Genomic DNA, 15,525 nt, shown 5'->3' with positions numbered 1-15,525 from the left:
CTTTCCTCCGTACGGAAATGGAGCACGAAATGTCACAGCCATGGCTGCCCCCCGACGGGGTCACCCGCACCTCCGAAGTCATCACGGTATCCGCCGGAATGTTCAAGCGGGGAGAGTTCCGATGCCCCGCCGCTGACGCTCTCAAGACCCGCGGCTACCACACCACCGACCCCGTACCGCGCCGCCGTGAGAGGCTGGAGCACTTCGCTCTGGGCCCCTTCATGGCTGCCTGCGACATCCGTTCGGGGCCTGCCGGCAGCCCGCCTCGGACACGTACCGGGCCCCTGCACGACGGTCTGCGGACCTGGTCGGAGCACGGCGTTCAGATGTACGAGTCGGCCTTCCCTCTCGACCCGGAACGTCCCCTGCACGAGGTGCCCGAGCCGTGGACGTACCGCTACCGGCCGTCCGGTCCCGACCCGCGCGACGCCCAGGAGTACCGCCTCACCGTGTGGGGCCGCTGCCTGGCTTCCCCAGACGGTGCCTACCGCGAGCTTCGTCTGCCCGTGCACCGCCTGCGGGACTTGCCGCCCGACGGCTTCACCGCGGCCGTCGCCCTGGTGCTGGCCGAGGGCGCCCCCGGACCGCCGCCGGAGCACGTACGGATCGTGGAGTTCGCGCTCTTCGACGGCCGTACGCGGGAGCTCTTCGTGGGAAGCCGGGAAGAGGCGCGCGCTCGGTACCGCGAACACGGCCCCGCCGCCTTGGCCGGCGTACTGGACGGACGGGAATACCGCCCGGGGTCCGCCTGTGGCGAATGCCCCTACCTGTCGGTGTGCCCGGCCCTGCGTACAGCGCCCGGACTGCTGGGCATCGAGGCGCACGACCGGCCCCGCCGCACCTGGTCGGTCACCAGCGGGCGGGCCTACCGAGCCTGCCCGGCGCGTGACCACATGCGCCGGCTGCACCTGCCCACGGCGGACTCCGTCGAACGCGAGGTGACGGCCGAGCGCGGCCGGGCCTTGCATGCCTACCTCGCCGAACGGCACGCCCACGGATCGCCTCGGCCCTGCACGGTCGAGGTCCCCGAGGAGTGGGTCCCGCAAGGATTCGACCTGCCCTCAGACGAACGCGCACTCGGCGCCCTGCTGTTGCGGCGGCACGCCGCGGTCTGCCCGCTGCGGTACGTCGGGGACGGCACGGATGTGCGGACCGAGCCCCGGGTGGTGCGGCACGACACCACCGCCGACGTGGTGGTCCTGGCCGCGCCCGACCTGCTCTACCGGGATGCCGGGTCATGGGTGTGGCGCGAGACTAAGACCTCCGTCACCGACCGGCGGTCCGACCGCCCCCTGCTGGAGCGTTATCCGCAGTTGGCCCTGGCCGTCGTACTGATCGCCCGCGGTGACCTGGGCGGTGAACCGTTCCGCGCCCGGGTCGAGCTAGAGGTGCTGCGCCCTGGCGGCGCCGACCTGGAGATCATCGATCCCTTCGCCCCGGCCAATCGGGTCACCGCCGAGAAGGTACTGCGGGCGATGGTGGCCGACTGGCACGGTGACGACCAGTACGCGGCCCGGCCCGGACGCTCCTGCGAGCGGTGCGAAGTGGCCCGCTGGTGCACGGCGTCGTCCGTCAGCGAGGCCGCGGCATGAGGGCGGGGTCGGTCGGCCGGGTCGATCGGCCGGACGCCGGCGAGGCGCCCGAGGGCATGGGCAGCGACCTCTTCGGCGAACTCGCCCGCATGGTGGCGGCTCTCTCCGAGGTCCAAGGGCTCCGCTCCTTCACCCTGCCCTATCCCGGCCTCGCCCAGCGGGCGCTGGATCACACGGTGATGCGCTGCCTCGAAGCGGGGGAGTCGCCGCCGAGGAGTCTTCCGGAGCTGTGGGAGTGGTGCCGGACCAGGCCGTCCGACGACTCACTCTTCGCGGTCCCCTCCTCCCTGGTCTCGCCGGGCACCACGCTGGTGCACCGGGTCGGCCGGATGTCGACCCGGTCGTGTCTCGAGGTGGCCTCGCACGGACCGGGTGGAGGCGTGGCGGCACACGCCCGCGCGCTCCTCGGGGACCTGCACGCGCGGAGTGGAACGGAAGAGCGCTACCGGCAGTGCCGGGCGTTCCTGGCGTGTCACCCGGTCGTCCACCAGCAGGACCGCTTCGCGCCGGGTTGGAACAGGGCGGTCTGGAGCCGGGTCAAGAACCTCTACGGTCCGTTGCCCGAGTTCCTGCTCGTCGACGGAGACTTCCTGTACTGCCCCTCGTGCAGGCTCCCCGCGCTGCCCCGGGGCAGTGCCGTGCCCGTACCCGGACCGTCCGGCACCGGCGCGGAAGTCTGGTGCGAGGGGGAGGACTGCCCGCGCGATGCCCCTCCGCTGCTCATCCGTGAGCCGGACCAGGCGTGGATCCTGCAGCGCTCGCTGCGGTGGTACCTCGTACTGCCGCACCGCACCGACGAAGCCGCCCGGGAGGCACTGGAGCGCGCCGAAGTCGCGTACGAGACCCTGCCCGGTCTTCTGCCCGCCTACCGGCTCTGGGACACCGGCCCCCGCATCGTGGACATCCAGGTGTACGACCGTCTGCAGCCGGCGCTCCTCGCAGCCCATCTCACCGACAACACACCCTTCGCGGACCGCACCCTCGTCGTGGTCCCCGACGCGCTCGCCGGACGGGACGGCTACCGGCAGGCCTTCACCGACGCGCTTCCCGCGCTCCTGCGGGACCGGCTGGTGCTTACCACCCCCATGGACCTCGTGCCCGACCTGGGACAGGCCCGGCGAGAGGAGAAGGACGATGCGTAGTCTCACCCCGCCCTTGACCGACGTGTTCAACGCGCTCAAAGCATTTCTGGAGCCCTCCGTGCCCCAGCCCGCGCTGGAAGCCCTCTGCCAGGTCGAACTCGGCCTGTACCTCCAGCAGAAGATGATGCCGGGAAGCCCCGCGGGCAGCGCCTGGGTGCTGTTCAGCGGGTACGGGTTCGCCGAGGCGCACCGGGCACCGCTGCCATCCGACGCGGCGAAGACCCTGCGTATCGCCCGGTACTCGCTTTGGACGCTGCGCCGGAGCCGTACCTGGCTCGATGCGCTGGACACCTACCAGAGGTTCGACCCCAGGGTGCGCGCCTACGACGTACCGGACGCCGAGAAACCTGCTGCCCGCCGCGAACTCTCCGTCGCCAGCGACCGCTTCTCCGTCTACGAACAACTGCTGCGTGCCGCGCCGCCGCTGGCGGGCAAGCGGCTGCCGGTCGCGGGTCAGGGCCCGCACGCCTTTCCCGTCAGTCGCACCATGGCCGTCGTCGACCTGCCGCCGGTCCCCCGCACCCCCCTCGTCGCCCACGACATGGACCTGGAACCGGCCGGCGGCGGCGAGCCCCTTGTCTTCACCAGGGAGGGGCTGGAGCGCACGGCGGCGGAAATGGACGCACAGCACACCCGCTTCGGCGAGGGACGGGCGCCACGGTGGCTGGAGCGGTTACGGTCGTTCGACCTGTCCACCAAGGAGAACGGAACCTTCCACAAGACGAGGAAGGACGAGGACTTCATCTTCACGGTCGACGGCATCCAGCACCTGCTCGGCATCGTCGGCGCCGGCAAGAGCACACTGCGCGACATCATCGCCGTCCATCTCGCCAAGCTGGGTAAGCGCACCACCGTCGTCGTCACCGATGTCGCGGAGGTGCTGAAGCTCGTCCGGCTCTACGACCTCTATACCGACGGCGCCGCCGCACCCGTGCTCGGCTCCTCCGGCCGCGAGCGGCACGCCCAGCGGATGCACCGCCGGCTGGCGGGCCGGGGCGAGCACCGACTGCTCGCCCACGACGACCCCGCCTTCGCCTACCTCGGCACGTCCTGCCTGCTCAACGTCAGACGGCGGGGCGCCACATCGACGACCGAACCACTCGCCTACGGCGAGGCACCCTGCTCCCGGCTCCGACCCCCGTCGGCCCTGCGCCGTGCCCCGAGCGACGGACGGCACTCCGAGTGGCAGAAGAGGGCGACGAGCTGCCCGTACTGGTCCGCTTGCCCCCGTCACCACGGAGCCCGCACGCTGGTCGACGCCTTGATCTGGGTGGCCACCCCGGCCGGGCTGATCGACGCCTCGCCGCCCCGCCCTCAGAACGGCGAGCGCATCCGCTTCCTCGAACTCGCCTGCCGCCGTAGTGACCTCGTGATCATCGACGAGGCCGACCGTGTCCAGATGCAGCTCGACCGCACTTTCGCACCCGCCGTGGTCCTCGCCAGCGACGAGGACAAGGGTCTCATCGACCAGCTGAGCCGGCACAAGATCCGGGAACTCGCGGCCAGCGGACGCACCCAGCTCTCCGAACGGGACGTCGAGACCTTCGCCGCCGCCCTCAACACCGCAGGCGCGGCCACCGACCGGCTGTACGCGATGCTCGTCGCCGGGTACGAGCTGCGCAAGTGGGTGCGGACGGGCTACTTCAGCGCCTGGACGCTCCAGTTGGGGCTTCTCGACGAACGCTACGAACTCCCCTACGACAGCGGTCGGGACCACCCTCATCACGCCCCCCGTGAGGCTCTCGGGAAACTGCTCGACGCGTTCCGGGACAACCCCTTCGGTGACCGTCACCGTAGGACGGAGGAGGACTTCAGCCGGCTGACCGCCCTCCTCAACGAGCTGCTCCACACCGGCAACCCGGAGAACACCCGGCGCCGCCTCACCGAGGTCATGGACGAGGTCTTCGCCATCGACCCGAAGTACATGGCTGCCCGGCAGCGGAGGTACCAAGAGGCGTACGACGAGTGGCGGCGCGAGGAGGAGGAACAGGAGAAGAAGCGCGGACGCCGCAGGAAGCCCAAGCCTCCGCCCCAGACTCCCGAGGAATGGCGGAAGCAACTCGCGGAGCGCTTCGAGTTCACACTGTTGCTTAGCGCCCTGGAACCACGGCTCGCCATGATCAACGCCATGTGGCCCCGCGTCGAGGCCGCCCTCAGCCTGGGTTTCAACACGATGTACCGCCGGCCGCTCGACTACGGCCCGATGGTGCCCGAGGCCCCGATGGGCAATGTGCTCGGCTTCCAGTTCCGGGTCCCGGGTGAGGACAAGGGCGGAGTCCGCAGTGGCGAACTGACCTTCTTCCGGTGCAGCGGCGTCGGACGTGAGCTGCTGCGCGCCATCCCCGATCTCACCTCCGTCGACGGCAGGCCCGGTGCCCACTTGCTGCTCATGTCGGGCAGCAGCTGGGCGGGCGCGTCCAGCCGCTACCACGTCTGCGTCCCGGTCGGTGTGGTCATCGAACCGCCGGCCGAGGTGACCGAACGCATCGCCAACGAGAGCTCCATGCGCTTCGAGTTCATCGACGACGGCGACGAGAAACTGCGCATGTCGGGAACCCATCCGGACGACCGCCCGGAGAAGTTGCGCCGTATCGCGTGCCATCTAGGTGAGGGCGGAGACGAGTACGAGGTAACTGAAGGTGGTCCGCTCCAGCAGGAGTTGCTCTCTCTTCCTCCAGGGCGCGACCAGATCCTTCTGCTGGTCGGCAGCTATGCCGAGGCACGTGTGGTGGCCGACACACTGCACAACCTCAACGTCCGCTGGCGCAACAAGGTGCTGTGCCTGGTGTCGGACGACGAGGAGATCACCGCGGAGGACGAGGCGCCGTCCGCCTACCACGCCCGATCACTGCGCCGGGGCGACGTCGAACACCTGAAGGACCTCGAGGCGGACATCCTGGTGGCACCCCTGCTCGCGCTGGAACGCGGCCACAACATCCTCAACAAGGACGACGAGGCGGCCATCGGCACGGTCTACTTCCTGGCACGGCCCCATCCGCACCCAGAGGACCTCCACCTGGCCGTCAATGCCGTCAACGACTGGGTCGTCCGCGCCGTCACCGGCGGTGACTTCGCCACCCTGGTACAGGGAAAACCCACCGTCGAGGAAGGAGCGGAGGAGTTCCGCCGCCTCGCCCGTTCGTACTGGTACCAGGTACTCGCCCGTTCGATGGCGTGGAGCCGTCTCGACGACGATGTACGGGAACAGGTCACCTGGGACATGCTGGTCCTGTTGTGGCAGGTGATCGGGCGACTGGTACGCGGTGGCGTACCAGCCCGGGTGGTCTTCGTCGATGCCGCCTTCGCCCCCAACCGCGGCGCCGTACCGGCGCAGCCCGACACCCCCGAATCCAGTCTGCTGCACAGCGTCCTCGCCGTCCTGGACCCGTATTTCAACGGCGGCACGACGACCGCGGAGGAGCAGTTCATCGTCCGCGCCCTGTACGCGCCACTGCGCAGCATGCTCACCTGCCTGCTCGCCGCCGTACCCGCCCACCCGTAAGCGCCGATCCCCTGTCCCAGGAGGTAATTCCGTGTACCACCACATTCGCGTCGCGGCCTACGAACCCGACCCGCTCCACGGACCCTGGCGGGAGGAGATGAAAGTGCTGCGGCTCGGCGAGGACCTGCACGCCGAGCTCACCAGGATGCATGCCGAGGCGGACAAGAACTCCGTCCACCCCCACCGGCTCCCCGTGCGCAGGCTCAACTCCCTGCTCCAGGCGATGGCGCCAGGCGTCATCGCGACCGGCCGCAACGCCGGGGCGGATGGCCGTCTGCCGTGGCTCTACGCGCGGGAAGCCGTCCCGCCGGACGTGCTGGCCCCGGTGGTAGGAGCGTGGGTGGCGGGAATGCACCGGGAGGACGACGACTCGGAGGGCGCCGATCTCGAGGAGAGGCTCCGCTCCGGTGACGCGGCCGAGACGGTATGTCTGCCCGTCTGGGAGACGGAGCCGGTCGACCTCGCCGAGAGCGTGCTCTCGGCAGGCGGAACCGCCGAACCCGCCGCGCGGCTCTACAGCCTGCTGCCCGAGTGGATCGCCTTCCGGCTGGCCGCCCGGACGTTCCCCACGGGCGGCGCCACACTCCACTTCCGCGTCGAGAGCTCGGGGGACGGCGCGCGACTTGTCTCCTGGCCGCCTCAGCGATACGAGCACCGACGGCAGACCTGGTACTACTCGGCCTGCCTCACCATCACCGTCCACACCGTGCCGTTCGCCCCACGGTTCCGCGTCCATGTGTCCACCCAGGTACGCCGGTGGGCCACCCGACTGGATGTACGTCCCCACCAGTTCGGCGGTACGACCGTCCTGCTCGACGCTCCACTGCCGTGGCCGGAAGGGCCGGACCGGGGCCACCGGCTGATGGTGAACACGCTGGGTTACGACCGGCGATCGAAGGAACTGGCCTGGCGCTGGCACAGCCCCGCACCGCTCGTGCCCGAGCTGGACATCGTGCGCAGCTATCCCCGGCCCGAAGCGCTCTTCTCCGACCCCGAACGCTGGATCAACGGTTCCGGGGACGTGGCCGCCGGCATCGTCTACCACCCGTCGATCGGCCCGCACGAGGTCGGACCCGGGCTGATGCCACGGGAGCGGGCGGATCTGGACGCCTGGGTCGAGGAAGGGCTGCGCCCCCTGCTGACCCGGGTCCCCGACCTCACGCGCGTCTCCCGGAGCAACACCCCCTCCCTGCTGCCCCGTTCCGGCGCCGGACGCGTCCCGGGCGTTCGCGACGCCCAACTGGCTCTGCAACGGCGGGCGGCGCTGACACGCGCACTGAACGGCCGCCCTCTGGAGATCGATGTCTTCTGGCAGGCCCCGGAAACCCGTGCGGCGCTGCTCGCCGAGCTGCCCAAGCTCATTGGTCTTCCCGCCGGGCAGCAAGTGCCGTCGGCCGACGGGGAGACCTGGCAGTGGCAGTGCGAGGGGGTCGACATCCGCGTCCGGGCCCGGCCCGCGGGGCCCTTGGCCGACGCCCTGCCGACCACCCGAGCCCGCGGGCGCCTCAGGGCCGTCCGGCTGGCCGAGGCCATCGAAGGGCGCTGCGGGCTCGTGGCGGACCGGGCGGACCCGCTTCTCGGCGGGGCCGGAGTCGTGATCACGGAGATCGCCGGCAAGGAGCGCTTCGCCGCCGCCCCGGACTCCGACCCCAAGCACGCGCTGCGCATCGCCTGGGCACGGCAGGGACGGCTGACCCAGTTCGTGAACTCGCCCGACGACACCGACAGCGCTCTGGAACACCGGGCCAGGTGGACCTGGCTGGACGCCTTCCGGCAGCTGGGCGCGATCAGCCCGCCCGCCCATCGGGTGGGAGCCGGCATTCCGGGCGACCTTCAGTACGCGGCGCTCTGGCTCGTACGCCACACCAGGAAGGGGCCCACGCGATGCCCCGTCCACCGGCTGGTAGCGGTGCGGGTGCGGCCCGGGGACGGACCGGGCGTCATCGAGGGGTGGGACGCAGAACGAGCCGAATGGGTGCCGTATCCGAAGCTGTTGATGCTGCTCTCCCAGGCACGGGAACCGGCGGCGAGCGGCGGGAAGGAGACCGGCACGGGGAAGCTCGTCGATGACTCGGCAGCTCCGGGAGGATCCCGGCCCGCTGCCCGCCCGGGCGTGGAGCAGGACAGGCAGCGGGAGACCGAGCGGCAGATCCGGACCCTGCTCTTCCAGCTCCGCGACCGCCCGACGCTGCTGCTGGCGGACGCCGGCAATCTGCGCCAGTGCTGGCCTGGCCTGCGCAACGGTGCACTGGACCGCGACACGCTCGGCTTCGGGGCCGAACCCGCCCAACGGCACACGCTCTACGGCCACGACCTGCGGGTGCTGCTCGTACGGGACGCCAACGCCCGGGGTGAAGTGGCGGAGTGGTATGCCTACGACACCGAGGACGGGGTCGGCTTCGCCGAGGGTGTGTGGGGGACGGCGGATACGCAGGGCCGTGTCTTCGCGAGTACGGCCTCGAAGCCGCACACGGTGGCGAAACTGCCGAAGGGGCTCATGAAGCTGGTGCCCACGGCACAGGGCCGGACAGCGCCTGGGAAGACCGCGTGGAACCCCGGGCAACTGGAGATCACCGTGCTCGGCTGTCTGTCGGAGAAGGCGCTGACGGACTCGGGGCGTGCGGGTGACCCGCCCGACCGGCCGGCGGAGTGGGCGACGCTCACGCACCAGCTGCGTTACCACGACGACTACCCGCCGCTCGCCCGGCCTCTCCCGCTGCACTGGGCGCGTCTCGCCGGTGAGTACGTGCTTCCGGTGGCCGGAACGAAGTCAGCGGGGAGTACGTCATCCGCTTCCTGAGCGAGGTGCCGCCTGAATGGGGCGTCCCAAACGATCGACGCTGATAAGGATCAATGCTTCCCTCGTGTGAGCGCCGAAGCCTGAACCTGACCACGGGGACGGCGTCTGGTGCACTCCTTGCTGGGATCACTGGGCGTCCACCTGACGCTCTTCGCACCTGGTGGCCCCAAGACGGAGACGAGGGACGGACCTGACCTGCGTTTTTCTCGGAGTTCACCCGGGGGACATGCTTCCGATGACGCATCATGTGGAGTGCGTGGCGATTCTGGAGCCGACCGCGAAGTGTGGGTGTTACGGGAAGGTTGTCTACGACGCTCAGCAGCCGGTTGGTGAGGGCCGGTGGGCGGCGCAGCGGCACGGGGGCGAGGTCCTCGCCCCAGCGTTCGACGCAGGCGTCCAGGTCCACGGGCCGGGGCAACCTCGCTGACCGGGCCCAGCTCGTGTTCGCCGGCCACCACGATGTCGCCCGCCGGGGTGCCGACCCGGAGTCCTCGCCCTGTCCGAAGCCGGGCCAGGTCCCGGCCAGTTGTTCGTGCAGCCGCAGGTCATGGTGTTCAGGACGGCCGGGCGGTCCGAGGTGACGTACGCGACCCGGCCGCGCTTCTCGTAGGGCGCCACTGAGGCGATGTCCTGAACGCCCTCCTGTTTCTTCGCCGAATTGCGTGCGGTGTGTCGGTCAGGCCTTGGCGGCGCTGTTCAGCAGGTCGGCGAGCTCCTGCGGTGCGGTGAACATCGGCCAGTGGCCGGTAGTGAGGTGGTGCATCTCCAGTGCGGCGGCCGCCTGCTGTTAGCGGCCGATGCCCGCCTCGGCGAGTCCGCGGAATTCGTTGCACGTGATGACGATCCGACGGTGTTCCGAGGTGTCGGAGCCGGTCAGCGCCAGTGGCTCGGTGACGGTCGCGAACGGGTGGTCGCTCGTTCGCGACTGGATCAGCCGGCACTGCTCCCCGGTGAGCCCTCGCCGCCCGGGTGCGCCGCCGTCTCCGCGAAGTCGGCGCGGGCAGGCGCCAGCCGTCCCCGTGCTCGCGGACGTGCCCGGGCCATCCCCTCGATGGCCTCGGCCGGGTGGATGCCGAAGTGCGACTCCCCGTCGGCGGTGGGGGCCGAGCCGACGTACACCCGCGTGGCGAGCACCCGGTCGGCGAGACCCGGCAGGACGGTCCCGGCGTAGCTGTGGCCGGACAGAACCACGTCGCGCAGGTCCTCGTGCAGGATGACGTTGACAACGTCGGTGATGTGCGTGCCGAGGCCGGTGTCGACGCCGCCGAGGTGGGCCCGCTCGCCCAGGTTCGTCAGGGTCGCCGGGTACACGCCGTGGCCTGCGGTCCGCAGCCGGTCGGTTACCTCGCGCCGGGATGATCTCCGGCCGCGACACGCTGGCATTCCGGGGCGTCCCTGCCGAGGCTGCCCGGCAGCAGTCCGGTTACGCGGCCCCGAGGCGGACGACATGATCCGCGCGGCAGGGCGCCACAAACGGTCCTGGCCTGGCGGGGGCCGAACAGAGCGTGTCGACTGACCAGTTGATGACAGATCACTTCGACAGTGACATCTCTGATCGGAACCCACAGCCAGGCCGTGGTTCAGACCCGCACCCCGAACATGAACGGTCCGCCGATGGTGTCCATCGACTCGTAGCGAACGACCGTGCCCGTGCGGGGGGCGTGGAGGATTTGGCCGTTGCCGGCGTAGAGGCCGACGTGGTGGAGGTCGTTGAAGAAGAAGACCAGGTCGCCGACCTGGAGCTGGCTTCGGGTGAGGCGGGTGCCGATGCCCGCCTGTTCCTCGGAGGTGCGCGGTATGTGGACGCCGGCCTGTGCGTAGGCCCAGGAGGTCAGGCCCGAGCAGTCGTAGGAGGCGGTGCCGGTGGCGCCGCGGAAGTAGGGCTTGCCGAGCTGGGTCTGGGCGGCGGCGAAAGCGGCGGCGGCCCGGCCCGAGGCGGAGTTCTCGTTGCCGAGCTGTACCCGTTCGGTGGCGGAGCGGCTGGCCCGCTGCTGTTCGTGGGCGAGGGCCGACTTCTCCTTGGCGGTCAGGGTGTTGAGGAGCTTCTGCGCCTCGGCGAGCTTGCCCTGCATCTCCTGCTTCTTGTGGCCCAGCTCGGTACGGGTGGTGGCCAGGTCCTTGAGCTTCTCGGTGGCCTCGGCGCGCTGCTGGGCGAGCGTGCGCTGCTTCGCCTGGATCTTCTTCAGGGCGGAGACCTGCTGGCCGCTCAACTGGTCGAGCGTGGAGGCCTTGTCCAGGAAGTCGTCCGGGTCGGAGGAGAGGAAGAGCTGGACGGAGGCATCGAGACCACCGGAGCGGTACTGCGCGCTGGCCATCGAGCCCAGTCCGTCACGCAGCTTGTTCAGCTCCTGCTGGCCGCGCGCGACGCCGTCCTGGATCGCGGAGATCTCCTTCTGGAGCTTCTGCTGCTTCTCCTTGGCCCCGTTGTATTTCTCGGTCGCCTGTTCGGCCTGCTCGTAGAGCTTGTCGACCTTCGCCTTGACCTCGTCCTTGCCGGGCTTCTGGCTCGGTGTGGCGTTGGCGGCTTGCGCGCTCAGGGCCACGGCCGCGGCTGCCGCGGTGGTCAGTACGGTGACACGCGTCCGGCTGGGCTGCTTCGGTCGTCGATGGGAGGCCACAGGGGCTCACTCCTTGCTCCTTCAGCCGCCTGCCAGCACGGCGGTGGGCGGGGCCCTCCGCTGTCACTCCGTCTGAGTGAGCACCGAAACGGGGGTTGGAGCATGACCTTAATGAGTTTCTTACCATTGGATCAAACGTCCGGATGACTTCATGGTCGGTCATCGCGACGAAGCCGCCCGCTGCAACGAGCGGACGGCTCCATGGAATTGGGCACCCCCGGCGGCGCTGCCGACCGGCCGCGCCTCACCTCGCGTCCGTGGTCTCCTCCGAGGCCGACAAGGCCGACAAGGCCGACAACGTCTCCAAGGCCGCCGTGGCCTCCGCCTGGCGCGGGCTGCGCAGACCGGTGAGGTCGTCGCGCGCGGCGAGGAGGGTCGCCCGGGCCTCCGGATGGCCCAGCGCACTGAGGACATGGCCCAGATCGAGGCGGGCAGGGCCGGCCCACGCGGGCATCTGGGCGGTCTCGAAGGCGGCGAGGGCCTGGCGGAGCGGGGGCTCGGCCTCGGACCAGCGTTCCAGGGCGGCCAGGTCGTTGCCGATCTGCTGGCGGGCGACCGCGTGGTACAGCGCGATCAGCTCGTCCGTACGGCCCGGGATCCCCGCGCGGCAGATCCGCTCGCTACGACGATGGGTCTCCAGGGCCTCCACCGGCTGACCGGCCTGACGGAGCAGGGTGCCCAGGGAGTTGAGGATCGTCAGCTCGGCCAGCCGGGCCTGCGCGGACTTCTGCGAGGCCAGGCAGTCGGCCGCCGCCCGCAACCGCGCCTGCGCCTCCGGTACCAGGCCCTGCCGGTGCAGCGCGCCCGCGCCGTAGCCGAGCGCCCAGCCCTCCTGAAGGCCGTCCCCGCAGTCACGGGCCGCCGCGAGCGCGGCGTCGGCGGAGGTCAGCGCGTTGTGGGGGTCGTGCACGCACATGTTGTAGGACCAGGCGAGGTAGTTGAGGTGGATCGCCTCGTCCCTTCTGCTGCCCAGCAGGCGCGCGGAGTCGGCGGAGCGCTGGAACACCTCCACCCACTGCTCCCAGTGCTGGTTGATGTCGGAGAACCAGTGCATGGCCTGCGCCGTGTCCAGGACCTGCTGGTGACGGCCGGTCTCGTGGGCCCGGCGCAGCGCGGCGAGCCACTGGGCGCGCTCGGCCTCCAGCCAGGCCCGCGCCTCCTCCCGGCCTGCGGGGGCTCCGTCCGGGTCGGGGTCGCCGTGCGGCTCGGGGTCGCCGTCTTGCGCACCGTCCGGCGGGCTCCCCTCGTGCGCCACGTCGAAGTGCTGCGCGGCGGCGGTGGCCCGGCGCAGCATCCACCGTGTGGTCCGGTCGAGGGCGGCGTCGCGGATCTCGGGGCCGTCCTCGATCGCCACCTGTTCGGCCGCGTAGAGCCTGAGCAGGTCGTGGAAGCGGTACCGCTCGGCGGCGGCATCGCTCTGCAACAGCCCGGCGTCGGTCAGTTCCTCGGCGCAGGCGACGGCGTCGTCGTAGGGCAGCCCGGCCAGCAGCGCGCCGGTCTCGGGGCTGAAGTCCGCCCCGGCGGCCAGTGCGGCGCGGCGCAGGAACGTCCGTGTGTCCGTGTGCAGTTGGCGGTACGAGAGGGCGAACGCGGCGCGTACCCGCAGGCTTCCGGCCTGGAGGCCGTCCAGTCGGCGGCCCTCGGCGGCGAGGCGGGCGACGAGCTTGCCCAGGCGTTCGTGCGGGCGGCTGAGGAGCCGTTGCCCGGCGATCCGCACGGCCAGCGGCAGATGGCCGCACAGGTCGGCGAGGTCGCGCGCGGCCTGGGCCTCCGCCCGCACTCGCTCCGGGCCGATGATGAGGGTCAGGAGTTCGACCGCCTCCTCGCGCCGCAGCAGGGCCAGATCGGTGCGGTGGACGGATTCCAGACCCGCCAGGGAGTGCCGGCTGGTGACGATGGTCAGCGCAGGCCCGGCGCCGGGCAGCAGCGGGCCGACCTGGGATTCGCCGACGGCGTTGTCCAGCAGCAGGAGCATCCGCCGGTCGCCGGTCATGGACCGCCACAGGCCCGCGCGGTCGTCGGTGCCGGCCGGTATCGCGGCGTCGGCGATGCCCAGCGCGCCCAGCAGCCGGGCGAGCGCGTCCCGGGGGGTGGTCGGCTCGGGATCCATGCCGTGCAGGTCCAGCGCGAACTGCCCGTCCGGGAAGTGCGGGGCGAGCCGGTGCGCGGCGTGCACCGCGAACGCGGTTTTCCCCAGGCCGGGTTGACCGGTGACCACGCTGACCCCCGGCCGGTCGGGACCGGTGTCCTGCGCCAGCTCCAGCAGTGCGGCGAGGGCCGGGCCGCGGGCGGTGAAGTCCTTGATGTCGCGGGGCAGCGCCAGGGCGCCAGGGGCGGCCGGGCCGGTGGCGGTGCGGGGGCGCGGACGGCCAACGGCGGCGGACTTCTCCAGATCGGCCGCCTCGGCGTCGTCCAGGCCCAGGGCTTCGGCGAGTACCTGGACCGTACGACGCTGCGGTCCTCGGGTACGCCCGCGCTCCATGTCGGCCAGGGCCCGCACGCTCACCCCTGCGGTGTGCGAGAGAGCCTCCTGGCTCAGCCCGGCGCGGGTCCGTAGATGGCGCAGCCGCTGCCCGAAGTCTCCCGTGAGAGGCGTGCCGTCGCGCACCGTCGAAGTCCCCTGACCGTCCGGCCCGTCCGGATGCGAGCCCCCGGCAGAAGTATGGCGGACGACAGTTCTGCCGGTGGAACCACATGGGACGCCGGGACCGGGGGTGGTGAACTCGACGCAGGGCACGGACCACCGAGTTCTCGGACCACGCGCACGCAGGTTCCGGCGAGTTCGCGTGCACCCCGTCGCCCGGCTTCGCACACCCGCCGTACGACTTCGCGCGCATCCCGCCGCCTGACTAGCGGCCGGGCCAGGGCGAGGAGAACCACGGACCCGCGGAGCGCAGAACCGCGGATCACAGACCTACGGATCACAGACCCGCGGATCACAGACCCGCGGATCACAGACCCGCGGATCACAGACCCGCGGATCACAGACCTGCGGAACACGAACGGCACGATCTCGACCGAGGCCACCGCGCCTCGGTCCTTCACCACTCATCGGGGGAATCTCCATGAACACGCTCCACCGCACCGCCCTGCTCGCCGCCGCGGGCACGGCCCTCCTCCTGTCCCTCACCGCCTGCCAGGGTGACGGAGACGCCAACTCCGCGTCCACATCCGGCTCTTCGGTGAACGTGCAGTCGCCGAGCGGCAAGGCGACCGACGCGTCCGGTACGACGGGGTCGGCCAACTCGACCGGTTCGGACAGCACTTCGGGCTCGACCGGCTCCAACATCGGTGGCGGCTCCACCAAGGCGTCCGGCTCATCCGGCTCCGCCTCATCCGGCGAGCAGGCGTCCGCCTCCACCCCGGTCTGCACCGCCGGGGACGTCCGCATCACCGCCGCCACGCAGGACGGCCCGCCGTACACCCACATCGTGCTCACGGCGAAGAACACCTCCCGCCACTCCTGCCGGCTGACCGGCTTCCCGCACATCCAGTTCCTGGAGAGCCACAAGCAGGACGTGCCGGCCGTCGCCAAGAGCAAGCCGGAGGCGCCGGTCGTGCTCGCGGCCGGAGACCCGGCGTACGCCCTGGTCAAGCTGTCGGACGGCGGGCGCGAGGAGAACAACGAGCCCGTGACCGCGTTCTCCGTCATGCTCGCGGGCGACCCGACCGTCATCGCCGTCACCGCGCCCGGCAGCGAGGGCGTCGCCGTCGACCCGGCGAAGGCCCTCACCGGCTACTGGACCCCCGAACTCCGCAACGGCGCGGACGACTTCTGAGCCGCGTGGCGGGCCGGGGGGCCCGTCACGCAACCAACGGTCACACCGGCGTCGGCGCCATGCTCCAGGCCTGCGCCGGTGTGACCGCAGCA

At 71.1% G+C, this 15,525-nt stretch carries 8 protein-coding genes; 5 read left to right on the top strand and 3 right to left on the bottom strand.

Annotated elements, in window-relative coordinates; all coding sequences use genetic code 11:
- The first annotated feature begins 29 nt into the window (after positions 1 to 29).
- The 4 genes from HEP81_RS10715 to HEP81_RS10700 are packed head-to-tail and all read left to right on the top strand — an operon-like array spanning position 30 to position 9,036.
- Entirely contained in the window at positions 30 to 1,592 is a 1,563-nt protein-coding gene (locus tag HEP81_RS10715; RefSeq protein ID WP_037654190.1) for a PD-(D/E)XK nuclease family protein, read from the top strand.
- On the top strand, positions 1,589 to 2,734 hold the full coding sequence (locus HEP81_RS10710; RefSeq protein ID WP_157854407.1) for a pPIWI_RE_Y domain-containing protein: 1,146 nt from the start codon (positions 1,589 to 1,591) through the stop codon (positions 2,732 to 2,734). The genes HEP81_RS10715 and HEP81_RS10710 overlap by 4 nt, the downstream gene beginning before the upstream one ends.
- Positions 2,727 to 6,236, top strand: a complete 3,510-nt coding sequence (locus HEP81_RS10705) for a pPIWI_RE_Z domain-containing protein (RefSeq protein ID WP_037654194.1) — start codon at positions 2,727 to 2,729, stop codon at positions 6,234 to 6,236. Before HEP81_RS10710 ends, HEP81_RS10705 begins: the two co-directional genes overlap by 8 nt.
- 31 nt (positions 6,237 to 6,267) lie before the next feature.
- Entirely contained in the window at positions 6,268 to 9,036 is a 2,769-nt protein-coding gene (locus HEP81_RS10700) for a pPIWI_RE module domain-containing protein (RefSeq protein WP_157854409.1), read from the top strand.
- 930 nt (positions 9,037 to 9,966) lie between these two features.
- Here the strand turns inward: HEP81_RS10700 and HEP81_RS10695 are convergent.
- The 3 genes from HEP81_RS10695 to HEP81_RS10685 all read right to left on the bottom strand — a co-directional run bounded on the left by HEP81_RS10695 (position 9,967) and on the right by HEP81_RS10685 (position 14,262).
- A complete protein-coding gene (locus tag HEP81_RS10695; RefSeq protein WP_051850076.1) occupies positions 9,967 to 10,347 on the bottom strand; it encodes a hypothetical protein in 381 nt (126 codons plus the stop codon).
- A 269-nt stretch (positions 10,348 to 10,616) separates the two neighbouring features.
- Entirely contained in the window at positions 10,617 to 11,654 is a 1,038-nt protein-coding gene (locus HEP81_RS10690; protein WP_037654198.1) for a C40 family peptidase, read from the bottom strand.
- Positions 11,655 to 11,898: 244 nt separating this feature from the next.
- A complete protein-coding gene (locus tag HEP81_RS10685) occupies positions 11,899 to 14,262 on the bottom strand; it encodes a helix-turn-helix domain-containing protein (RefSeq protein ID WP_078967286.1) in 2,364 nt (787 codons plus the stop codon).
- 457 nt (positions 14,263 to 14,719) lie between these two features.
- Here HEP81_RS10685 and HEP81_RS10680 point away from each other — a divergent pair, with 457 nt between their 5' ends.
- Positions 14,720 to 15,433, top strand: a complete 714-nt coding sequence (locus HEP81_RS10680) for a DUF4232 domain-containing protein (RefSeq protein ID WP_037654202.1) — start codon at positions 14,720 to 14,722, stop codon at positions 15,431 to 15,433.
- The last annotated feature ends 92 nt before the right edge of the window (positions 15,434 to 15,525 follow it).

It is taken from the genome of Streptomyces griseofuscus (assembly GCF_014673495.1).
Lineage (GTDB): Bacteria > Actinomycetota > Actinomycetes > Streptomycetales > Streptomycetaceae > Streptomyces > Streptomyces murinus.
The sequence above is the reverse complement of the archived record's forward strand: the minus strand, read 5'-3'. Positions and strand labels throughout refer to the sequence as shown.